Origin of the sequence: Ohtaekwangia kribbensis (assembly GCF_042676245.1) — a bacterium.
GTDB classification, from domain to species: domain Bacteria; phylum Bacteroidota; class Bacteroidia; order Cytophagales; family Cyclobacteriaceae; genus Ohtaekwangia; species Ohtaekwangia kribbensis.
Window position 1 is genome coordinate 927,964 of sequence record NZ_JBHTKA010000007.1, and the last position, 22,782, is coordinate 950,745.

Annotated in this window: 18 protein-coding genes; 12 read left to right on the top strand and 6 right to left on the bottom strand. The window is 44.6% G+C overall.

The annotated features are described in order from the left end of the window. Positions 1-139 precede the first annotated feature (139 nt). The 5 genes from ACFQ21_RS19005 (at position 140) to ACFQ21_RS19025 (ending at position 6,408) form a co-directional block, all read left to right on the top strand. A complete protein-coding gene (locus tag ACFQ21_RS19005) occupies positions 140-1,075 on the top strand; it encodes a ring-cleaving dioxygenase (RefSeq protein ID WP_377581185.1) in 936 nt (311 codons plus the stop codon). Between the two features lie 222 nt (positions 1,076-1,297). Then, a complete protein-coding gene (locus ACFQ21_RS19010; RefSeq protein WP_377581188.1) occupies positions 1,298-2,251 on the top strand; it encodes a ring-cleaving dioxygenase in 954 nt (317 codons plus the stop codon). 3 nt (positions 2,252-2,254) lie between these two features. Then, positions 2,255-2,875: an alpha/beta hydrolase gene (locus ACFQ21_RS19015; RefSeq protein WP_377581190.1), complete on the top strand. Its 621-nt coding sequence runs from the start codon at positions 2,255-2,257 to the stop codon at positions 2,873-2,875. Positions 2,876-3,090: 215 nt separating this feature from the next. Next, complete coding sequence (ppk1, locus tag ACFQ21_RS19020; RefSeq protein ID WP_377581193.1) at positions 3,091-5,160, top strand: polyphosphate kinase 1; 2,070 nt, start codon at positions 3,091-3,093, stop codon at positions 5,158-5,160. A gap of 15 nt (positions 5,161-5,175) precedes the next feature. After that, the gene (locus ACFQ21_RS19025; protein ID WP_377581196.1) at positions 5,176-6,408 is read left to right on the top strand and encodes a purple acid phosphatase family protein; all 1,233 of its coding nucleotides are present in this window, start codon (positions 5,176-5,178) and stop codon (positions 6,406-6,408) included. A gap of 56 nt (positions 6,409-6,464) precedes the next feature. Here ACFQ21_RS19025 and trxA read toward each other — a convergent pair whose 3' ends face one another. Further along, positions 6,465-6,770 (bottom strand): thioredoxin, encoded by a 306-nt coding sequence (gene trxA / locus ACFQ21_RS19030; protein WP_377581199.1) that lies wholly within the window; start codon positions 6,768-6,770, stop codon positions 6,465-6,467. Between the two features lie 84 nt (positions 6,771-6,854). Continuing rightward, positions 6,855-7,196, bottom strand: a complete 342-nt coding sequence (locus ACFQ21_RS19035) for a hypothetical protein (protein WP_377581202.1) — start codon at positions 7,194-7,196, stop codon at positions 6,855-6,857. Between the two features lie 302 nt (positions 7,197-7,498). On the opposite strand from ACFQ21_RS19035, the gene ACFQ21_RS19040 reads away from it, so the two are divergent. From ACFQ21_RS19040 to ACFQ21_RS19060, 5 genes are all read left to right on the top strand, one after another. Continuing rightward, positions 7,499-7,885, top strand: coding sequence for a response regulator (locus ACFQ21_RS19040; protein WP_377581205.1), 387 nt, complete (start codon positions 7,499-7,501; stop codon positions 7,883-7,885). Between the two features lie 476 nt (positions 7,886-8,361). Continuing rightward, positions 8,362-8,892, top strand: coding sequence for a nucleoid-structuring protein H-NS (locus ACFQ21_RS19045; protein WP_377581208.1), 531 nt, complete (start codon positions 8,362-8,364; stop codon positions 8,890-8,892). 24 nt (positions 8,893-8,916) lie between these two features. Next, complete coding sequence (locus ACFQ21_RS19050; protein WP_377581211.1) at positions 8,917-9,495, top strand: hypothetical protein; 579 nt, start codon at positions 8,917-8,919, stop codon at positions 9,493-9,495. Further along, complete coding sequence (locus ACFQ21_RS19055) at positions 9,492-10,313, top strand: hypothetical protein (protein WP_377581214.1); 822 nt, start codon at positions 9,492-9,494, stop codon at positions 10,311-10,313. Before ACFQ21_RS19050 ends, ACFQ21_RS19055 begins: the two co-directional genes overlap by 4 nt. Next, entirely contained in the window at positions 10,300-12,732 is a 2,433-nt protein-coding gene (locus ACFQ21_RS19060) for a leucine-rich repeat domain-containing protein (protein ID WP_377581217.1), read from the top strand. The genes ACFQ21_RS19055 and ACFQ21_RS19060 overlap by 14 nt, the downstream gene beginning before the upstream one ends. A 75-nt stretch (positions 12,733-12,807) precedes the next feature. Here ACFQ21_RS19060 and ACFQ21_RS19065 read toward each other — a convergent pair whose 3' ends face one another. The 3 genes from ACFQ21_RS19065 to ACFQ21_RS19075 all read right to left on the bottom strand — a co-directional run bounded on the left by ACFQ21_RS19065 (position 12,808) and on the right by ACFQ21_RS19075 (position 16,583). Further along, positions 12,808-13,191 (bottom strand): SWIB/MDM2 domain-containing protein, encoded by a 384-nt coding sequence (locus tag ACFQ21_RS19065; protein ID WP_377581220.1) that lies wholly within the window; start codon positions 13,189-13,191, stop codon positions 12,808-12,810. 221 nt (positions 13,192-13,412) lie between these two features. After that, positions 13,413-13,568, bottom strand: a complete 156-nt coding sequence (locus ACFQ21_RS19070; RefSeq protein WP_377581223.1) for a hypothetical protein — start codon at positions 13,566-13,568, stop codon at positions 13,413-13,415. A gap of 528 nt (positions 13,569-14,096) precedes the next feature. Then, on the bottom strand, positions 14,097-16,583 hold the full coding sequence (locus tag ACFQ21_RS19075) for an ABC transporter permease (RefSeq protein WP_377581227.1): 2,487 nt from the start codon (positions 16,581-16,583) through the stop codon (positions 14,097-14,099). 204 nt (positions 16,584-16,787) lie between these two features. Here ACFQ21_RS19075 and ACFQ21_RS19080 point away from each other — a divergent pair, with 204 nt between their 5' ends. Next, positions 16,788-17,291, top strand: a complete 504-nt coding sequence (locus ACFQ21_RS19080) for a PepSY-like domain-containing protein (protein WP_377581230.1) — start codon at positions 16,788-16,790, stop codon at positions 17,289-17,291. 621 nt (positions 17,292-17,912) lie between these two features. Then, positions 17,913-18,524 carry a YciE/YciF ferroxidase family protein gene (locus ACFQ21_RS19085; RefSeq protein ID WP_377581233.1) on the top strand — a complete coding sequence of 204 codons (612 nt, stop codon included), beginning with the start codon at positions 17,913-17,915 and terminating at the stop codon, positions 18,522-18,524. A 104-nt stretch (positions 18,525-18,628) separates the two neighbouring features. On the opposite strand, the gene ACFQ21_RS19090 is transcribed toward ACFQ21_RS19085, so the two are convergent. Next, a complete protein-coding gene (locus ACFQ21_RS19090; RefSeq protein WP_377581236.1) occupies positions 18,629-22,771 on the bottom strand; it encodes a hybrid sensor histidine kinase/response regulator transcription factor in 4,143 nt (1,380 codons plus the stop codon). Positions 22,772-22,782 lie beyond the last annotated feature (11 nt).

Here is a 22,782-nt window from a genome sequence, read left to right on the forward strand (position 1 = left end):
TGAACTAGATTAAGAAATATATCCCGCGGCCAACTTTACCCGTATTACTCAACAGTAGAATGAAATTAACACTCATATTTGTATCACCAACGCAGCACGATGTTGCTGCAACAAACAAAAAAAGTAAACAAACATAACTATGGAAAATAAAGTATTAGGTATCCACCACATCACAGCCATTGCCGGAAGTGCCAAACGTAATTATGAGTTTTATACGAAGGTTCTCGGACTACGCATGGTTAAGAAGACCGTTAACTTCGATGATCCGGGTACGTATCATTTTTACTTTGGTGATGAAGTGGGAACTCCGGGGTCTATTCTTACCTTCTTTCCGTGGGAAGGCATCACGACAGGAAGAAACGGTGCCGGCATGGCAACTGAAATAGGTTACTCTGTACCAGGTAAAAGTTTCGAGTTCTGGACCGACCGTTTTCAGAAGAACAATGTGAAAGTTACCGGAACCGGCGAACGTTTCGGAGAGCAGTATATATCTTTCGAAGATCCGGATGGACTGAAGCTTGCACTCATCATCCCGAAACAAGCCGATCTTCGTAAACCATGGGAAACTACCGATGTGAAAAGTGCCGTAGCAACAAAAGGCTTTCATAGTATAACCCTCACGTTGCGCGACATCAAAGCAACGGCTTCTGTGCTGACGGATATATTTGAATATACTTTGGAAGGACAGGAAGGAAACCGGTACCGCTATAGCACCAAAGCTATTGAGAATGCAGCCATTGTTGACCTGGTACAAGTACCCGGTGAAGGCGGAGGTATAGGAGGCAGCGGTACCATCCACCACGTAGCGTTCCGGGTAAAAGACGAAAGTATATTAATGTACTTCCGTGAAAAAGTACTGAAGAAAGGACTGAACATCACACCGAAGATCGACCGTAATTATTTCTTCTCCCTATATTTCCGCGAACCCGGAGGAGTATTATTCGAAATAGCAACCGATAACCCGGGCTTCGATGTAGACGAACCCGTAAGCGAACTTGGCACAAACCTGAAGCTACCCGCACAGTACGAAAGCAACAGGAAGGAGATCGAGCAAGTACTACCAGCGCTGAAATAGCTGCGGGCTTGAAAATAGTTGCGGGCTGTGAGCTGCGAGAAAAAAGGCCGCTGGCTGCAGGAGGTTTGAGCTTAGGCTACGTTTTGGTTAGGTAAATATATACCTTCAGTTTAATCGGGCTTGTAGCCAGAAGCCAGCTGCTTGGCTAAAAACCCGCAGCTCGTAGCTCACAACTCGAGCTGAACTATCTTAAATAGCGATTTTAATTAATAACATCGAATCATGAAAAACCTCATAACAGGCATCCACCACGTCACCGCCATCGCTTCGGGCGTGCAGGAGAATATAGATTTTTATACCGGTATACTCGGCGTGCGCCTGGTGAAGAAGACCGTTAACTTCGATGCCAAAGGCGTATACCATATATACTATGGCGATCAACAGGGCAATCCCGGAAGTATACTTACATTTTTCCCATATAGTGGTCTGGTGAAAGGCCGTCATGGAAAAGGATTTTTGAATACAACGTCTTTTTCGATTCCGTATGCTTCGCTTGATTACTGGCTGGAGCGTCTGAAGAGATTCAGGGTCAAATACCAGGAACCCCAGGAGCGATTCGCGCGCGAAGTGATTGTATACCTGGAAGACCTCGATGGTCTGGGACTCGAACTGGTATTCAACGATACGGATACGCGCCCGGGATTTACCTATGGGAATATACCGCTGGAACATTCCATACGCGGGTTCTATAACGTGGAGATCTGGGAAGAAGGCTATGAACGCACAGCTGCACTGCTAACGGAGCAATTGGACCATACACTGGTAGCTGAGAAAGGAAATCGCTTCCGGTTCGCGGCACATAATAGTCCGGGTAACTTTGTGGATATACTGTGTACACCCGATAGTCTCAAAGGGCTCGGTGGCAGCGGTACGGTGCATCACCTGGCCTTCAGTACACCGGATAAAGCGTCTCAATTGAAAGTGCGAGAAAAGGTAGCGCTTCGCATGCTGAATCCTACACCGGTGCTCGATCGCCAGTACTTTACATCCATATACTTCCGCGAACCGGGCGGTGTGTTGTTTGAAGTAGCGACAGCAGGTCCGGGCTTCTCGGTAGACGAAGATGAAGTGCATTTAGGCGAGGCACTGAAACTTCCTCCCTGGTACGAAGCCGATCGTGCAAAACTCGAGCAGGACCTTATACCCGTTAAACTCAATCTTGAAAAGTATAAATAAACTATGCACACAAAAGAATATATAACTGCAGGCAAAGATCTGAAACAAGCAAAAAAAGCATTGATCATGTTGCATGGTCGCGGGGCACAGGCGAGTGATATACTTTCGCTGGCACCGCATCTGCAAGTGAGTGACTATGCACTGGTGGCACCGCAGGCTACCAACTATACGTGGTATCCATATTCGTTCATGGCGAATCCCAATCACAATGAACCCTGGCTTTCGTCAGCGCTTGACGTAGTGGGGGAGGTTGTAAAAGATATAGAGGCCGCAGGCATCCCGAAGGAGAATATATACTTCCTCGGGTTTTCACAAGGTGCATGTCTCACGCTGGAGTATGTTACCCGTAATGCTACCAAATGGGGCGGTGTGGTTGCCTTTACCGGAGGACTGATCGGTGATGTATTATATACCGAAAAATATAAAGGCGATTTTGCCGGTACACCTGTGTTCATCGGTACAAGTGATCCCGATCCGCACGTACCGGTACGGCGTGTGCAGGATAGCACACGCATCTTGCAAGGACTGCATGCCAACGTAACGGAAAAAGTATATCCGAACATGGGACACACGGTGAGCCAGGGCGAGATTGATCAGGCTAACAAACTTGTATTCAAAAGCTGATGGCATGTTTGCCAGTTGAAAAGTATATAGTTTACATGAATAGAATACCTGAACCAGCGGGATGCTTATCAAAGCCGAAGCTGGTTCTTTTATTGTGTTGTCACGAGAATATATTATTGGAATGTTAAGGTTGGCCTGAGGCGTTAATTTTTTACAGACTCTTGTTGGCGTCCTGCGCTTTCAACTATATCTTACCGCTCGTTGAAGTTATAGTTATGAATAAGCTAAAGGTAAAAGGAGCAGAAAAGAGTGTCAACTATACTTACTTTGATCGTGATCTGAGCTGGTTGTCGTTCAATGAACGCGTGCTCACAGAGGCATCGCGTGAAGCGGTTCCACTCCTGGAACGCATCCGGTTTATGGCGATCTACTCATCCAACCTCGATGAATTTTACAGGGTGCGCATTCCGGCACTAAAGGCGTTATATACCTTGTCTCAAAACAAAAAGATAGCAGACCAGGACTCACGGCTGGATGCCATTCACGCCACAATCCTGAAGCAACTCACGCTCTTCGGTACTATTATTCGTGAGCAGATACTGCCGGCCTTGAAGCGCAATAATATTCAGTTGCTATACCAGGAGCCGGTGCCTGAAACGATCGTGCCGTTTATTGAAGACTACTTTATGAATGTAGTCGCCTCGTACCTGCATGTTGTAGATATTACAGATGAAACGGATTATTGTCCTGAGAACAATAAGATATACCTGGCGGTAACAGTACGCCATGCAGAGAAAGATTCACGGCTTTTTATCGTGAATGTCCCATCCGATAAATTGTCTCGCTTCTATAGTGTTCAGCACGAAGGCACATCCTATATTATTTTCCTGGACGACATCGTGAAGTTGTTTGTGAACAAACTGTTTCGCGGCAGAGATGTTGTGAGCAGCGAGAGCTTCAAGATTACACGCGATGCCGAGCTCGACCTCGAAGACGAGTTTGAAGGAAACATCGCGAAGAAGATCGAAAAGAAAATTTCACAACGCGATTTCGGACTGGCTACACGATTCCTGTACGAGCCAACGATGAAACGCGAAACCTGCGATCTGTTACGCGACCGCCTCGGATTGCGAACGGCAGAAGGTGTGCAGGGTGGCGCCTATCATAATTTAAAAGACTTGGCAACTATACCGGTATATGATAAAGCTTTGCTATATACTCCGTACCGGCAGGCTCAGTATACGATTAACAATCCGCAACATGCGTTGCTGGAAGATATTACCCGCAATGATATACTGTTGCACCCTCCGTTTCATTCGTACGAAACCGTACTTCGCTTCTTCAATGAAGCGGCCATCGATGCATACGTAACGAAGATTTATGTAACGCTCTATCGCGTGGCCAGCGATTCGCGCATTGTGCATGCGTTGATCAACGCGGCACGCAATGGAAAAAAGGTGATGGTATTTGTGGAGTTGAAAGCACGCTTCGATGAAGCCAACAACATCAAGTGGGCGAGACAAATGAAGAGTGCCGGTATCACGATCATTGATAGTATACCGGGTCTGAAAGTACACGCGAAGCTGGCCGTTATCAAAAAGAAATGTACGAAAGGCTTCGAGTACAACGGACTGCTGGCCACCGGAAATTTTAACGAGAGCACGGCCCGGTTTTATACCGATCATATCCTGTTTACGGCACACCAACCTATGTTGAAGGAAGCAGAGGATCTCTTTCTGTTTCTGAAGAAAAGAAGAAAACCCAAGGCATCCGATGAGTTAAGCTTTAAACACTTGCTCGTAGGACAGTTTAATTTGCAGCAGCGTTTTATAGCGCTGATCCAACGGGAGATTGAGCATGTGCGTAAGGGGAATCGCGGATCGATCACCATAAAACTCAACAACCTGGAAGACCCGGTATTGATTGCCAAACTATACGAAGCAGCACGTGCCGGAGTACAGGTAACACTCGTTGTACGCAGCATCTGTTGTCTCGTACCGGGTATACCGGGCATGAGCGATACCATTACGGTAAAACGCATTGTAGATCGTTACCTCGAACATGGCCGCATTTTTATGTTCAGTAACGCTGGCAATACCGAAGTATATATCGGCTCGGCCGACTGGATGAACCGGAATATATACAGGCGTATCGAGGTTTGTTTCCCGGTATACGATGAACAACTCCGAGCGCAGCTTATCAAGATGTTGTTGCTGCAGGCGGCCGATACCGTGCAGGCCGTTGTGCTGGACGAGCACATGAACAATATACCGGCACAGGGAGAATACCTGGTGCGTTCGCAGGAAGAGATCAGTAATTTTATAGTAAGGAATCAATCTTCGTAGATCAATAGAATAATCATGACCCAACTCCGTATCATTTTCATTGTAACGATTATACTCGGTTCGCACCTGTGCAACGGCCAGCAAACTATACCGCAGGTACTGCGCACGCCTTATCTCCAAACAGCACTGGCTGACAGCGTGAGTATACTTTGGAAAACCACCAGTGGTGCCAACTGCAAGATTATGGTGCGTGCAGAAAATACAACATGGCGTACCGCTATCGGTACCGTGGTGAAAGCGAAGTATGGTTATATGAATACGGCAACGATACACGGCCTGCAACGAGGCGTGCGCTATCAGTATCGAATTTTTACAGATGACCAGGAGCTGTTGAAAAAAGATTCACTCGATTTTATTTCTCCGGTAGATACAAAGCATCCCTTTAGTTTTTTTACGGCTGGTGATATAGGCGAACCCGTTGGCGAAGGAGGGAAGCCTGATAAAATGGCCGTGGGCATAACGAAACTGAAAGACCGTCCGAATTTTGGTTTGTTGTTAGGTGATATAGTATATCCAAACGGTGAGAGTGAAGGTTACGACAAACACCTCTTCCCGTATTTTAAAGATGTATTTACCAAAATACCAACCTTCGCGGTGTTGGGTAATCACGATTGGGTTGTAAACCCGGAAGAGAATTTTCTGAAGGAATGGAAACTCCCCGGTAATGGTCATTACTATAGCTTCGATTATAGCAATGCGCATTTTATAGGACTTGATTCCAAGAACGGAGACTTCCATGAATTTGAAAAGCAAAAGGCATGGCTGGCAAATGATCTTGCGAAAGCACAAGGCAAGTATGACTGGATCATTGTCTTCCTGCATCACAACGGTATATCGTGCACATATAAAGAAGACTATACAAAGGTGATGGAGCTATACCCGTTGTTTGAGCAGTATAAAGTTGATGTAGTGCTGAATGGCCACGCGCATACTTACGAACGTCTTAATCCGATGAATGGACAAGGCCAGCCGATACAAAAACATATCAATACACCCAATGTATACCGGCAACCGGAAGGATTTATCAGTATAACTGCGGGCAGTGGCGGAAAGCTGCGTGGCTTTGGTACAGACCCTACATATTATGCACCCGATCCGGAGCGATGCTCACATCCTAAACTGGTAGCGTTCAGCAAGCACCTGTGGGCCTTTATGCAAATACATATTGATGGAAAGCAACTGTGGGCTGAAGCTATAGATACCAAAGACGGCTCTGTCTTCGATTACTTCAGAATAGTAAAGCAGTAGCAGATTTCATTGAAGGATTGGAACACCAAATCTTCCAATCTTCCAATTTTTCAATCTTATAGCGCGTGTTGATCGATGATGCGTTTGAGGTATTCGGTTGGTACAACACCTGACTGGCGCCAGACTACATTTCCTTTTTTAAATAGAACCAGTGTGGGTACGCTTTGTACCTGGTATGCCGCTGCGGCCTGCGGGTTTCGGTCGATGTCGATTTTAATGATGCGCGCTTTATCACCTACCTGAGACTTGAGGTCTTCCAGGATCGGTGCCATCATTTTACATGGACCACACCACTCGGCAGAGAAATCTACAAAAGTTGGTTTTTCGCTGCTGATCAGATCGGAAAATGTCGCTTTAGCCATAATGATTTTTTATATACCTGAGCCAATAACAATCTGCATGCCGCGAGAGTTCGCTACCGTGAGTTGTTGCTGGTGGCGCAGCGATCAGAAAATATATTTCTTGAAGATAGCTTCGAGTTCCTCAAGAAAGAAGTGCTCGTGTTCTGTTGTGATTGCTAGTGTGTTGGAATCTTTCATGTCCTTGATCAGCGAAGCATAATGCACAAGATCAACATTTGACGTTGATAGCACTTTAAGATCACGTTTCAGAAATTCGAGTTTAATCGGGCTGAGATGCTCTACGTGATAACGTTCGGAAAAGAAGTGATGCAAGGCGTTGTCTTCCAGGAATTGCTGGATATGATTGTTGCGGTTAATGCGCACCAATTCTATAATTCTTTCCGTAGAAGGTCTGGTAAGCTGTAACTCGGCATCAATGTTTGACATAGCAGTAGAACTCTCTCAATAATACGTGTAAAATAGTTAAGACAATAGGCGCTAATCAGTTGGAAATCTTAAAACATTTTCAGATATGATTTACGATGTCTCAATTGATGGCGGCAGGAATGTTATACGTTACCGCGTCCGGAAGGGATATGATTTTTTTCTACAAACCCGGAATAAAGAGCATGTGCAAAAATTCGTGCCACGTATTTGTGATAACAAAAGACACGAATGGTTTGCTATGTTGTGTGATGTTTTTAATATTAGCTGTTGTGCGGGAGTGATCTTTAGCTATTAATCGAGTTATGATGCCAAACACAGTTTTGTTAGTGGATGATGAACCGGTTTTCAATTTTATAACTGAAAATCTTCTGAAAAGAATAAACCTTGCCAAAGAAGTATATAGCGTCTTCAATGGTAAAGAAGCAATGAAGTTGCTGCAGGATGCCTTTGCAGGCGTGCGAAATATACCTTCGCATATCTTCCTCGATCTGAACATGCCCGTGATGAACGGGTTTTCTTTTCTGGAAGAGTTTAACAAGCTTCCTCCTGATCAACGTGACGATATCAAGATTATTGTTGTCTCATCGTCACAAAATCCTTTGGATATAGCAAAAGCGAAGTCGTATGGTATAGAAGACTATATCAGCAAGCCGCTTTCTCCGGATGTGTTGAAGCAGATCCTTGCGTGACCGTTAATCGTTACCAGTTATTAGTTATCGGTTATTAGGAGGTTATAAATCGAGGAGGACTCGTAGCTATCGTTGAACTTGCTATAGCGTTCTGAAAAATCCAATGGCACAGAGGACACGGAGAAGATACAAAGGTCTCAAAGTTGATTTTTGCTATATCTATACTTTGTAAAGACGAGCAAATAACGGTTAGTCAACTACGATTAACCATTACCTAATAACGATTAACGGTTACCCGCTAACGTTCATCGAACGAATAGCGTTGCCCTCCATAACCGGCAGGTGATTTGTTCGTATACCTATAGCAAGCCTTGTGGGCTTTCTCTACACATCGTCCGGTATATGCACAGAACAATATTCAAATTACTATAAACGTTTATGCTATCGTGTTTTAGCACAGGTTTAAACTGGCATAATATTTTATGTGCCTCCACATTGGAAAATATTCCTCATACGTATAAAAACAGAATAGAAAAATGATACATCAAATCAGAAACTCCTCGAGACTAATTACAGCAGCCCTCCTCATACTGATGCTGGCAGGAGCTAGTTGCAAGAGTAAAAAGAAAGCGATGGAAGCCAGCAACCAGGCATCGCTTGAAAAGGTAAAACAGGAACAGGAAGCAGCGCTTCGCAAACAGAAGGAAGAGGAGGAGAGAAGAAAGGCACTGGCTGAAGAAGAACGCGCCAGACGTGAAGCTGAAGCAAAGTCGCGCGAACCCAAGGCACGGCTCGAACAATACTTCAGCGCGATTGCAGGTTCATCGAATGTAGCATCGGCCAACAGCAGCATCAACGAAGCATTGTCACTTTTTTCATCGGCTGATACTCCGGTACTGATCGTGATCAGCGAAGAGAACGGACAGAAAGATTACGATCGTCCTACAACCATCCGCGACTATCTCAACTACCTGAAAGATCAGAAAAAGAATTTCAACAAGATCAGCAATATTCAGTTCGATGGCTCCGGCCGCATTACCGAACTGGAATTAACCAAACAGAAATAAACTATACACTTTAAATCCAATAACATGAGTCACTATAAATATATAGTAGTATTGTTTTTAAGCTTGCTTACTATAGATCGTGCTATCGCACAGAGCGCTGAGATAAGTCCTGCGAGAAAGCAGGCCATCGATTCACTTGCTTTGGAAAAAGTGAGAGATCTCAGTAAGTATATCAGCATCATTGGTAACAAGAAGACACCGTATTCCGAGGCAACCCGGGTAATGGACCGTGCCGAAGAGCTCTTCGCACCGGATGCCGAGATGGGCGTGTCATCACTTAACCGCAAGGAGGTAAACTACTATAAAGTTCGCAAGTACTTTGAAAGACTGATCGCGTTGAACTACGATCGCGTATCGATTACCTGGTATGATATACACTACATCAGTGACCTGGAGCGTCAGCCCGATGGACGTTATGTAGGTGTTGTTACTATCTACCAGCGCTTCGAAGGAGAATCGGATGATGGTATGAAGTATAAGGATACTACCAAGAAAGATATCACGATATACGTGGAGCGAAAGAAGACCCAGATACAAGGACGCATTGTTGAGTTCTGGGATGTTATGTTAGGAGATATACGGGTGACGGAAACAAGTGCATGAGATCGATTTTCTTATCAGGCTTTATAATTTTATTTCTGGTTTCACATCCGCTGCTGGCGCAGCTTGCAGCGGATGATGAAAGTAAACTGTATGCTGAGACCAAACAGGTAAACCAGTTTTTCAGGAGGTTTAACGGTGAAGAGAACGAGAAGGGCGACCGGTACTATCCGAAAGACAAACTATATCGGAATGAAAAACTTCGCAGGAAGTATATCGGTATGTTGTTCGATGCGGATAACCGCGGCATCAGCAACGATCTGAAAGTACAGTTTGCAAAGGAGGTATTGGAGAAGCCCGTGCTGCTCGACTTTCACGGGGGCAACTGGTATTCGGAAGTACACACTACGTTTACTATGAATGGAAAGAACCAGACGGTGATTCTGTTTATGGAATTGGAGAAAGATCATCTCGGCAGCAAGTGGGTAATCAGTAAAGTACATGCCGGTATGTTTGATCCGTACTTTCAGCGCGATACGTTGCGAGTCGGTAAATTTATACACCCGCTGAGTCATGAGCTTGACTTTATGAATTTACGCAAAGCCTTTGCCAACGACAGCGTAAGTCAGTTTACCGTAAAGCGCTTTGTGCCGGATCACCTTTCGCTGTTCCTCTATGAGATCAAAAAGGGTAATCTTAAATTTAAGACCGTTGAGGAAGTCAAATTCCATTTCTTCCAGGTAAGCGGATGGTACTTTGAGCTTTCGGAGTTTAACAGGCCTGGCTATAATACCGGCTGGCTTATCTCGAATCTTGTGAAATTAAATAATGATACTGAAAAAAATCTTCTCAGAAAGTTTCTCTATTATGAAAGAAAGTAAGCGGTGGTTTGCCGCTGTTCTTTTATTGGGTGCTGCCTATACTTCGTTCGGGCAGGGGCAGAGTAAATCTGATCCTACGAAGCAACATCAGCAGAAAGTAAAAGACATGGTTGCTTTCCTGGAGTATGTATTGAATACACTGGGAAGCGGCAGCACTCCGGCCGGAGATAAAGATATACTGATCACCCAAAGCTATAGCAAGATCTTCCGCGATGGCAAAGTGCAGATTGAAGACGACCTCGCTGAAAAACGAAACGTAATCACCAATAAAGATGTGCAGGCGTATCTCAAGGACGTGGATTTCTTTTTTCAGAATGTAAAGTTCGAGTTCACGATAAAAGATATACAGGGAAAAACCACGGCCAATAACAACCTGTTCTATAAAGTATCGCTGCTGCGGAATATGAAGGGCACTACGGCCGATGGAAAGGCTATCAATAACACGGTGCCACGGTATATCGAGATCAACTACGATGCGAAAGACCAGGACCTCAAGATCGTAAGCATCTATACCCGCGAGTTCAATCAGAAGAAAGCACTGGCCCAATGGTGGGACCAGCTCTCATACGAATGGCAATCTATATTCGAGCGAAAGCTCAACATAACCGATAGTATAGACCTGGAAGATATACAGAACATCACTTCCATAGACGCGCTCGACCTCAGCGCCAATAAATATATACAAGACATTGAACCTCTCGGGCAGCTTACCAACCTGCGCGTGTTGAACCTGTCCAATACATCCATCACTGATCTGAGTCCGGTACGGAACCTTACCGAACTGGAAGAACTCGATATATCCGGCACCCGCATTACCGATATAGCACCGCTTCGCTATTCGGAGAAGCTCATCAGGTTTAATCTGAATAACACCGCGGTGAATGATATAAGTGTGATGGAGAAGATGCTGAAGTTGCAGCACCTGGGTATGTACAAGACCCGCGTAACGGACCTGACGGTGCTGGGTAACCTTACCGAATTGCGTTACCTCAATGTGTCGCGCACTGGTATAACTACATTGGCTCCCCTCAGTACATTGACCATGGTGGAGGAGCTCAACGCCTCGGGTACACGCATTGCCGACCTGACTGCGCTGGCCGCGTTTAAAAATCTGACTACGCTATATATTGACAGTACAGGTGTTGCCGACCTCAGTCCATTGGCCGGTACAGCGAAGTTACAGGCGCTATACGCGAACTATACCCTGATCACGAATCTGAATGCCCTGCAGGATTTGAATGCGCTGGAGCGGGTATATTGCGACCATACACAGATCGACCGCTCCCTGGCGGATGCCTTCATGGCGGCTAACCCCGGTGTGCTGGTGATCTTCGATACTGATGATCTGAAGACCTGGTGGGATACACTGCCCGATAAATGGCGCAAGGTATTCAGTGCCGCGATCAAAACGGGTATGAATCCTTCGAAGGAAGAACTCGCCCGTGTGATGAATCTCGACTCGGTAAATCTCTCCGGTAACAACCAGATCAGAGACCTTGAACCACTTCGTAAACTCCGGAAGATCCAGGTGATCATCGCGAGTAAAACTTCAGTAAAAGATCTCTCGGCTATAGGTGCGCACAAGAATATACGCCTGCTCGACATCAGCGATACACCGGTGGAGGATCTGTCGGTGCTCGATCCGTTTCAGAAATTAACCGTGCTGCGTGCCGACAACAGCAAGATACAAAGCATTACTCCGCTGGTTGATAACGCTTCGCTCAAGGCACTTTACGTTGATCATACCGCGATCAATAATAATCATGTGCAGGATTTCCTCGGTAAAAATCCGCGGTGCCTCGTGGTATATAAAACCGATAGCCTGGTGCGTTGGTGGACGAACCTGCCGGAAGAATGGAAAGGTATTTTTAAAACACAGGTGGCTATAAGTGCCAATGCCAAGCGCGAAGACCTGCATCGCCTGGTTGAACTGGAAGTACTACACTTCAGCGATGCCCAGGTAAATGATCTCACCGTGCTGCGTGAGTTTGTACGCCTGCGCGATCTTCACTTCGCTGCCACGGGTATACATGATCTGGCACCACTCGTAACGTTAAAGACACTGAAGTCGCTGCATGTTGTGAACAGTCCGGTGCGTAAGCTGGAACCCCTCGCACAACTTACCAATCTCGAAGACCTCGACATATCGAGTACACCGGTGGAAGAACTGGATGTACTGGAAAATTTACCTTCGATACGGAAGCTGAATTGTGCCGGAACACAGATTGATGGCTTAAGTGCATTGGAGAAACTTACTGCGCTGGAGTATCTGGATTGCTCCAACACCCGTGTAAAGAAGATCAGTGCCCTGGAAAACCTTCCGCTCAAAACATTCAAGTGCTATAACACGGGTATTTCTTCCAAGACCATTGCCAGCTTCAAAAAGAAGAAGCCGGAGTGTAACGTGGTATTCTATTAATAGCGGCTACCGGTATAAAATATAAAAGGTCATTCGTCTCAGACAAATGACCTCTTATACTTTGCAATGTAAGAATTACTTTACGTGCTTGTTGATCACTTTCGCTAATTCAAACATTGAGATCTGACCTTTGCCAGCGAAAACAGCTTTCAGTTTAGCATCTGCATTGATCATTCTCTTGTTCTTCTGGTCCTGAAGTTTGTTCTTCTTGATGTAGTCCCAGATCTTCTTGATGATCTCAGTTCTTGGCAGTGGCTTTGTACCGATTACTTCAGCGAGTGTAGCGCTTGGAGTAAGAGGTGCCATGAACGCTGCGTTTGGTTTACGTGCAGACTTTTTCTTGGCTGCTTTTTTCGCTGCTTTCTTAGGAGCTGCTTTTTTTACCGTTTTCTTAGCAGCTTTCTTAGGAGCTGATTTCTTGGCAGTTTTCTTTGCTGCCTTCTTCGCTTTTTTTGCCATAGCGTTTTTTAATTTGTAGTTAATAGTTAAACTTAACTTTTTCGAAAATACAGATGTGGTTTAAATTATCCTAATCTTCCCTATAGCATCTGTCGTTTCATTTACGAAAAGTCTCACAATTATAGGGAAAGTCAAGCATAGTTTTTCTTTATCGCGCTTGTTTTCTATTGCTGGGCAAGGTGTAGCCCGAGATGTACCACATGTTTATGTCAGGGTTTATGTCACTCCAGTGAGTGACTTGTGTGATGATGCGCGAGTCGTTTACGAGTAGTCCGCTTCTTGATCAGTGTCCAAAAATGTTTCGGCCAGGTGATCATTTTCCCTATGAGAAAGTGATCTTTCAGGTTATTCCGAAGGTTACTGCGTATGATTTTCACTACGGTATCCGTATGTACTTCACCTGTTTAGTAAGCTGTAACGACAGCTTTACTGCCTGTAAAAACAAGGTGAACCTCTATGAAAAAAAGAATTTTTCATTCGTAAAAAAATGCCAGCCGGGAGTTGGTTTGTGTAGTTCATACTCTTGCATCTGGCCGTATGCCAGAGGGAATGATGCTGAAAATGAGCAGTACCTCCTTTGAGAATAAGTGTTACCGAGGAGAATCTCCAGAGTAATCAATGCTCTTGCAAGGTGAAGTAAATGACAGTAGTCCCCCTCGAATGAGTCTTTTATCCGAGGATAAAAGGTAAACGGGTGCGGCTGTTGAAACTCCGGTAAGGATTCAGAACACCTCCTGCAGAACGACTAGAAGACGTTAGTCTATGATAATACTAAAGAGAAGAGTCTCCGTAAAAAGACTCATCAATGCCCGATCCCCTTACAGGAATAAGCACGGCACAGCATGCTGCTCCGCGGAGTCGTAACCGGGAGCGCAGGCAAAGTAATGCTGAGACTATACCTTAGATCATTCCTGTCGTAACGATATACTGGGATTGATAAACGCAGTGCGTAAACATACTGCACAGATGGTGCCCAGGGAGATCAGCAGCAAGCCCAGTGGCGGCAGTATATAAATCTCCCAGCCCATACCCGTGTGAAACGCAAAGTTGTTGAGCCACTGACTGGCTGCAAAGTATATAGCAGGTACAGCGATCAGGTACGATACAATGAGAATTCGTACAGAATCTTTGGAGAACAACATCAGGATGGTAGTAAACGAAGCTCCCAGTACTTTACGAATACCAATCTCTTTGGTGCGCTGGGTCGTGGCAAAGATGGATAGTCCTAACAACCCAAGACACGATACTAAAATCGCTAGTAAGGTAAACGTTGTAAAGATGGCCGCGAACTGCTGATCGGCTTTATACTGACTGTTGAAATGATCGTTCAGAAAGAAGTAATCGAATACTCCGCCCGGAAAAGCAGACTCGTACGTCTTCTCAAAAGATGCGAGCGAATTGGAAAGATCATCGGTATCCACGCGAAGTGAAATATACCGCCAGGTTACATCTCCGGGATATATATACAGGATCGACTTATACTTTTCTTTCAGAGATGTTTGATGATAATTTTTGACAACACCAACAACTTCAGCGATGTGCTCACCGGAGCCATAAGCAAATGCAATTTTTTCGTGTACGGCTGCCTCAGGCGTTTCATAGCCTAATCCCGCTGCTGCTGATTCATTGAGCACAACTTTAACAGGCTTTGCAGGGCCACGGTTAAAACCGAATACGGGGCTCATTGATTCTCCTTCTTCAAACGTCCGGCCTGCTATAACGTCCACACCAAACGTACTGGTGAAATCGTGATCTATACTCTGTATGTAGGTCATAAATCCATCACCCGGGTCTTGTGTAAGTCTTCTTATTTTATTGCGATCCGCTATAGCGTGCCCGGGTATTTCGGAAGATACAGACACATCTTTTACCACCGGGTATTGTTTCAACTCATTCTTGAGATAATTTATTTTTTCGTTAATAGTAGAATCATATACTGCCGGAGTTTTCAACACAAGAATCTGATCTTTGGCATACCCTACATCGATCTTGTCCATATAGGCCAGCTGACGATATATAGTGATTGTACCCGCCACCAGGAAAATGGACAGTATATATTGAAAGGACACCATATACTTCCGGATCGCAATTCCGGATTGTGATTTGAAGAATTTACCTTTCAACACAACAGCCGGTTTAAAGGACGAGAATACCAGGGCCGGATATAGCCCTGCCAACAATACACCACCGAGCACCACGGCAGGTACGAGGACCCAGAACGAGCTGCTATACCACCACCCGGACGTATATACAAAGCCCGCAATATCTTTACCCACAACATTACCCAGCCAGTTGAGACTGAACGGAATTGTGCCAAGCGAAATAAACAGCGCGAGTAAATTTACCAGCAGCGCATCGAAGAAGAACTGCGAAACAAGTTGATATTTATGGGCACCCACTACTTTACGCAATCCAACTTCCTTGGAGCGCTCCAGGGATTTGGAAGTGGACAGGTTGATGTAGTTGATCCAAGCGATGATCAGGATAAACGCAGCGAGCAGGGAAAGAAAATATACTGTACGTTCACTTCCATTCGGACTTTGTTCCTGTGAAAAGTTTGATTTAAGATGTATATCCGTGAGTGGTTGCAAATGAAATTTCGATTGAAATTTATATTGCTTCATTCTCTCTCCAAGGTATTTTTCGCGGAATGCGGGAAGTTTGGCTTCCACCTGTTTCGGATCGGTTCCTTCTTTCAGTTTAATATAGTTATAGAATTCAGGCCAGCCCCATATATCATAACCCCATTTCTCTGACATGATGTTAAAGGATATAAGTATATCGAACTGCAGATGCGAGTTTTCGGGAATATCCTTGAGAACAGCGGTAACTTTCATGAGGTTGTCTCCATTCAGCTTTAACTCTTTACCCAATGCAGGTTGGTCGCCAAAATATTTTCGTGCTATACTCTCAGTGAGTACAATAGAGGAAGGATCTTTCAGTGCTGTAGCGGCAGCCCCTTCTTTCATCGTGAAAGAGAACATCGTGAGGAACGAAGGATCGGCAACATATATCTTGCCTTCATTGAATGCCACTGCATCTCCGGAAGGAGGTTCATACGCAAGTGCCGCTGCGTTGGTATATAAACTTAGCCGCACCAGTCGGGTAAAGTCTTCAACTTCCGGAAAGTCTGCTTTCAATGCCGGGCCTACCGCCGGGTGATTGGTGGCCGAGAACTGAAGCGTTGAAAAGTTGCCGGTATATTCAATGGGTATGCGATAGATGCGATCAGCGTCTGCATGGAACTGATCGTAGCTCTGCTCGAAATGTATATATTGGTAAATGACGAAACAGGTGGAAAGTCCCAAGGCCAGTCCTGCTATATTGATCAGTGAAAATACTTTATTACGAATCAGGTTTCGGATAGCGACAAGAAGATAATTACGGAGCATAGGGTTTGAGTTAACATAAAAGCCTTTCCAATATATATGCCATGTATAAATGGGCGCGTAGCATGGCTGAATTCTATATCGTTGGTCGTGCCTGGCGGTCGGTTCGTCCGGTGGCGATACGGAATATACCATTTTCGAACATAACTTTTGAAGACTGCACACCCGGCCTGTAAATTAAAGTATATTTGTGCATAATCGATCGCTATGAAAACAACACTATTCATCACTGGTATGTTACTATCGGTAGTAACATCATTTGCACAGGAGATTCCGGAAGCACAGGTGCCGGCCTCTGTAGTTGCCGCATTCAAAAAAGATTTTCCGCAGGCTACAGAAACCAAATGGGAAAAGAAAGCAGATGCGCATTCAGTTAAGTTCAAGGTAAATGGCGTGGAGCATAAGGGCTGGCTCGATAGCAACGGTAAAATGGTAAAGCATAAAGTTGATATCAAGGAAAGCGAACTGCCGGCGGCTGTTACCACTACATTGAAGAAAGAGTATAGTAACTTCAAAGTATCCGGAGTATACAAGATGCTGGAGGGAAATGTAACAACCTATGAAATGGATCTGAAGAATGACCAGGAAAAATGGGAAGCTGTATTTGCGGAAGACGGAAAGCTTGTGAAGAAAAAACAGAAAGATAAATCCGGTAAAGATAAACCTGCCAAGGATAAGGATAAGTCTGCCAAAGCAAAGAAAGTAAGTTGATAATCACCATATCAGCAGGACCCGACTATGGGGTATCTGCTGATATATACGATGAGGAAGATGTAACGGAGGTGGCCCGACTGATCCATTGACTGGAGCGGATGGCTCAGGTGAAGTATGCGGTGCTGGAAAGGAATTCCGGAGGGGGATGAGCGGAGAAGTAAGAAGCGGAATAGTATATGTTGTCAAGGTTTACGCTGCTATGGACACAGTGCAGTGAACTTCTGCGGACAGATGTATGGTGTACTTCGTTAGGAGTTATTATGCATTTACATTTTGATCAATACAAAGTAGAATAACACCAGCGCCATGTACATCAAGGTCAATAACATTCTTTTATTCATACAGAAGTCGATGTGTAATTGTTAAACATTCGTCAGGAGATTAGTAATAATTATTCCTGTTCCGGGGATTGTTTGTTTTGCGTAGATTGGACAATTAGCTCATATATAGTGCAGAAATAAATGCGCAAAATGATGCGTTAAGAATGCACAAAGTTCATCAATCAAATTGATTTTGTTGTCTATGCACATGCATACTCACCGCGTTGAGACAACACGGGCATAGTTTTATAAATAACTTTTCTGTAAATTAATAAACCGGAAAGTTAAATAAACCTTTATGGCCAGAACAGCTACAAAAAGAGCATCACGAAAAACAGCAAAGAAGGCTGTCCGTAAATCTGCAACTGTAAAACGTTCTTCGAGTGGACCGGATCTGCTTGAGTTTTTCACCGACCAGCTAAAAGATATTTACTGGGCTGAGAAACACCTGGTGCAGAAGCTGCCTGCATTGCAACGTGCTGCTTCATCGGAAGAACTGAAGAATGCTATTGAAGAGCATATTGCACAAACGCAGGATCAGGTGGCGAGACTCGAGGAAGTATTCAGCCTGCTTGATAGAAAACCGCACGCCAAGAAATGCGATGCGATGGAAGGATTAACCAACGAAGCAAAAACAGTAATCAATGAAACAGAGTCCGGCACGGCTACACGTGATGTGGGCATTATCATGTCCGCTCAAAAAGTTGAGCATTATGAAATTGCTGCATACGGAAGTCTTACACAGCTTGCCAAAACAATAGGGCTGGATGATGTAGCCGATATACTGGCGCAGACTTTAGCAGAAGAAAAAGATACCGATGTATTACTCACGAAAATAGCAGAGAGTCACATAAACTATGAAGCAGCAGAAGAAAGAAGTGGAGAGGAAGCGAAAGAGGAGAATGAATAGCACTTCCTGGTTTTTATTTTCATGGTTGTTTAAGTGTTTCGCTGCTTATTAGTGCGAAGGCTGATCATACGATCAGCCTTTTTTTTGATGCTGTATGTATCAGATTACTCCTGTATGGATTCCATATACTTAGAAGGTGTAGTCCCAAACTGTGCATGAAAAGATTTGCTGAAATATTTTGGATCGTTGAAGCCCACCGTGAAAGCAACTTCAGAGACCGACATTTTCTTTTGTCTCAAGAGCATCTCGGCTTTTTTGAGACGGGTTGAGCGAATCAGGTCGATCACAGACATACCCGTAAGCACTTTTACTTTTCGGAACAACACCGGTCGACTCATGCCAATTTCCGTAACAAGTTTAGCTACATTAAAGTCAGCGTCATTGATGTTGTCATCAAGTACACACATAAGCCGTTGCAGAAATTTTTTATCCGGATCTTCCACTTCTTCATGGCGAGGTTCAAGCGTTACGATCTTTTGATATTTCTCTTTCAGCTTCTCGCGCATCGCCAACAGGTTGCGAATTTTTAGCAATAACAGGCGACTGTGAAACGGTTTGGTAATATAGTCATCAGCACCTTTATCGATACCTTCTACATGATGTTCAGTTGTGTCACGAGCCGTAAGCAGAATGACCGGTATATGTTGCGTACGCTCGTCTTGTTTTATCTGCCGGGTAAATTCAAGTCCATCCATCTCCGGCATAGCAATGTCGCTGATGATCAGATCGGGTATAGTTCGTTTGGTCAGCGCACAAGCCTCTATACCATTGGCTGCTTCCTGAATGGTGTAATACGGTGAAAGTATATTTCGAATGCACTGGCGAATCTCAACGTTATCTTCCACCAGCAACACGTGGAAGGGATGATTCTGTTTTTGTTTTGCCGTTGTCTCATAATAGGCTGACGTTGGTTCGGGCTCAACCGATATATAGTGATCGTTAGCAATGTCCTGGACGATAGCGTGTTTTTCTGACAGCGTGGATTTGTGTATCGGTAAGGTAATAGTGAACCTCGTAAAACCGGATTGTCCCAACGCGGCTTCGTCACTTTCTACCGCGATGGTGCCACCGTGCAGATCAATTATACCCTTCGTAAGTGATAACCCGATACCAAAACCAGACTCCCGCATACCAGCATGCTCTACCTGAAAAAAGCGGTTGAATATTTTCGGAAGATCAATCTGGCCAATACCGATCCCGTTGTCTTCGAGTGTGATCTTTACAAAAGATTTTTCCTCCAATAGGAGGTCATTTTCCTGCGTAATGTTGATCGATACTTTACCACCACCGGGTGTAAACTTGAACGCATTATAGAGCAGGTTACAGAATACTTTTTCAAGTTCATCGCGGTCGAAGTTCATATATATAGCTTCCGGCCGCGCATGCAACGCTAATTGTATATCGCGGCTGCGCGCATATTCTGAAAAGGAAAATACAGTTTGTTCGAGCAATGAGACAATATTGCCGTGAGCCAGCCGAAGCTTCAGTGTGCCGGATTCCTGTTTTTGAAAATCAAGCAGCTGATTGATGAGACGCACCAGTCTGTTGGTATTTGATTTCACAATGTGAAGCTGCTTCTGCACAAAGGGATCGTTCGGGTAACGATCCAGCGTCAGCTCCAACGGACTTACAATCAGCGTGAGCGGTGTACGGATCTCGTGCGCAATGTTGGTGAAGAAGTTCAGTTTGGCTTTGTGCAGTTTCTCCTGCTGCTCTTTTTCTAATTGTTCGATCTTCAGATCGTGCGTCAGTTTCCAGCGCATTTTATTGAAGCGAAGCAACGCATATACCAGCAACAGTATAATCACAACGTAGATACTATACGCCCACCAGGTTTTCCAGAGGGGAGGGAGTACGGTAATTGCCAATCGTATCGGTTCAGTATTCCATACACCGTCATTGTTCGATCCCTTCGCCAGCAACGTATAACGCCCCGGACGCAGGTTCATATAAGTGGCGACCGGTTCGCTCACATAATTCCAATGCTCTTCAAAGCCTTCCAGTTTATAGGCATACTTGTTCTTGCCCGGGTGTATAAAATTTAGGGAGGCGAATTCTACCGAGAATATATTCTGTACATATTTGAATTCAAGCGCAGATGTGCGTGAAAGATTTTGATGAAGTATACCATCACCTGTTGAATCGATTGTTACTTCTTTATTGAAAAGTTTCAGCCGCGTAAACATCAGGGCGGGAGATTCTGTGTTTTGCTGAATGCTATCCGGGTGAAATTTTACAATGCCGTTATAGCCTCCAAAATACATGAACCCGTTTTTGCCTTTATGAAACGAATTGAAATTAAACTCGCTGCAAATCAGTCCATCATTCTTGTTATAGTTTTTAAACGTTAACGTAGTGGGGTCAAGCCGTGATAATCCGTTCTCGGTGCTTATCCATAAAAAACCTTTCGCGTCTTCCAATATACCGCTGATCGAATTACCGGCAAGTCCATCTTCCGTTGTAAACGTCCGTAGTTTATGACTGTTCTTGTCTTTTAGTTTCAGGCCGCCATCGCGCGTACCAATCCACAGGCGTCTCTGTTTGTCTTCATATATACATAAAGCATACATGTTATTCTGATTGTTCGCATTGACGAAACGTATAAATGTATCTTTACCCTTTGGTTTCTTATTGAGACCGGAAACTGTACCCACCCATAGATTACTGTCGGAATCTTCATATATATAGGTGATGCCATCCGAGCTTAATGATGTGGGATCGTTGGCCCGGTAGGTATAGCGATCAAATGTTTTACTTTCTTTGTTCAGTTTGCACAAGCCACCACGATAAGTTCCAATCCATATATCTCCCTTCGCATCTTTTGCCAAATCATAAACACGATCATCCGGGAGTGAAGTCGCATCATTGGCATCGTGAAAATAACGATGAATGGTTTTGTGTTTAAAGTCGTAATAGTTTAAGCCGTTGATGGTGCCGATCCATAGTCCGTTATCATCATCTTGAAGTAAGCATTTAATTTTATTGTGACTAATGGTGTTCGCATCATCAGGCTGATGTTTTAGTTGCAGAATTGTTTTACCCTTTGCATCCTGGCAGAACAATCCGTTTCCATCGGTGCCAATCCACAGGTTGTTGTGATGATCCGTAATCATGGCTCCGGCAATTTTATAGATCTTCCGGTTCTGCTGATCGGTAACATTGATCTTATCAAACTGTCGCGACATCGGACTATAATAATTTACACCGCCATAAAAAGTACCAATCCAATAGGTGCCGGCACGGTCGCGGAATACCGAGCGCACCGAGTTGTCACTAAGCGAAAGGTTATCGTCCGGATCGTTTTTATAGAAGTGAAAAGTCTTTCCAGATAAATCATACAAGTACATACCTTCGAGCGTACCCATCCACAGCGTGTGGCCATGCCGTTGTAAAACACGTACCGTTTCAATGGAACGTCCATCGCGGTTGTAAAAATTGAAAGGAGCTATCTGGCCCGTTTTCGGATCCAGAATTTTGATACCGTTTTGCTCCGTGGCGATCAGTATATTTCCCTGGTCATCTTCCAGCACACCGTTAACCCAGCTCTTACCTTGTATATGGGTGGAATGTAACAGGTAGTTTATAAAAGTATATTTCCCATCAGGAGCCACCATTAATTTACTTACACCTTTGGTTGTACCGATCCAGAGATTTCCCTGGCGGTCGGTATTCAGCGCACGGATTTCATTGTCCAGTAAACTGTTTGCATTGGCATCATCATGGCGGAAGTGAAGGAAACGAAGTGGTTCTGTGGAAATTACTTTTGCGAGTCCACCGTGCGTGCCGATCCAGATCGTACCATTCTTTGCTTCATGAATGGCCGCTATATGGTTGTTGTGAATACCTTCATCGGAATCCGGGTTGATTTTACTGCGCGTGAAGTTATCCGTATCGGCATGGTATAGATTGAGGCCTTCGTTGGTACCTACCCAGAGTTGATGCTTGCTATCTACCAACAGGCAGTGAACACTGTTGCTCGAAAGACTGCGTGCATTACCGGTTTCATTGCGATAGGTTTTGATACTTCGCGAGTCATAGCGGTTCAATCCATCGCGTGTCCCAAACCACATAAAGCCATCAGCATCCTGTGTAATGGCAAACACGGTGCTTTGCGAAAGTCCTTCTTCAACACTGAGATGGTCAAATGTAAATTTCTCCAGTGTCTGCGCGACTAAAGATGGAACACAAGCGATAAGCACCGAAAATACAAAAGCGATTTTCAGGTGTGTACTTCTTCCTGTAAACATAAACGGTCTGG

Bases quoted from the DNA above. Each gene is read 5' to 3' on its own strand.
- ACFQ21_RS19075 (WP_377581227.1), bottom strand. From the start codon at position 16,583: ATGCTCCGTAATTATCTTCTTGTCGCTATCCGAAACCTGATTCGTAAT.
- ACFQ21_RS19090 (WP_377581236.1), bottom strand. From the start codon at position 22,771: ATGTTTACAGGAAGAAGTACACACCTGAAAATCGCTTTTGTATTTTCG.
- ACFQ21_RS19045 (WP_377581208.1), top strand. From the start codon at position 8,362: ATGATACATCAAATCAGAAACTCCTCGAGACTAATTACAGCAGCCCTC.
- ACFQ21_RS19040 (WP_377581205.1), top strand. From the start codon at position 7,499: ATGATGCCAAACACAGTTTTGTTAGTGGATGATGAACCGGTTTTCAAT.
- ACFQ21_RS19080 (WP_377581230.1), top strand. From the start codon at position 16,788: ATGAAAACAACACTATTCATCACTGGTATGTTACTATCGGTAGTAACA.
- ACFQ21_RS19005 (WP_377581185.1), top strand. From the start codon at position 140: ATGGAAAATAAAGTATTAGGTATCCACCACATCACAGCCATTGCCGGA.
- trxA (WP_377581199.1), bottom strand. From the start codon at position 6,770: ATGGCTAAAGCGACATTTTCCGATCTGATCAGCAGCGAAAAACCAACT.
- ppk1 (WP_377581193.1), top strand. From the start codon at position 3,091: ATGAATAAGCTAAAGGTAAAAGGAGCAGAAAAGAGTGTCAACTATACT.
- ACFQ21_RS19025 (WP_377581196.1), top strand. From the start codon at position 5,176: ATGACCCAACTCCGTATCATTTTCATTGTAACGATTATACTCGGTTCG.
- ACFQ21_RS19060 (WP_377581217.1), top strand. From the start codon at position 10,300: ATGAAAGAAAGTAAGCGGTGGTTTGCCGCTGTTCTTTTATTGGGTGCT.
- ACFQ21_RS19015 (WP_377581190.1), top strand. From the start codon at position 2,255: ATGCACACAAAAGAATATATAACTGCAGGCAAAGATCTGAAACAAGCA.
- ACFQ21_RS19055 (WP_377581214.1), top strand. From the start codon at position 9,492: ATGAGATCGATTTTCTTATCAGGCTTTATAATTTTATTTCTGGTTTCA.
- ACFQ21_RS19050 (WP_377581211.1), top strand. From the start codon at position 8,917: ATGAGTCACTATAAATATATAGTAGTATTGTTTTTAAGCTTGCTTACT.
- ACFQ21_RS19065 (WP_377581220.1), bottom strand. From the start codon at position 13,191: ATGGCAAAAAAAGCGAAGAAGGCAGCAAAGAAAACTGCCAAGAAATCA.
- ACFQ21_RS19010 (WP_377581188.1), top strand. From the start codon at position 1,298: ATGAAAAACCTCATAACAGGCATCCACCACGTCACCGCCATCGCTTCG.
- ACFQ21_RS19085 (WP_377581233.1), top strand. From the start codon at position 17,913: ATGGCCAGAACAGCTACAAAAAGAGCATCACGAAAAACAGCAAAGAAG.
- ACFQ21_RS19035 (WP_377581202.1), bottom strand. From the start codon at position 7,196: ATGTCAAACATTGATGCCGAGTTACAGCTTACCAGACCTTCTACGGAA.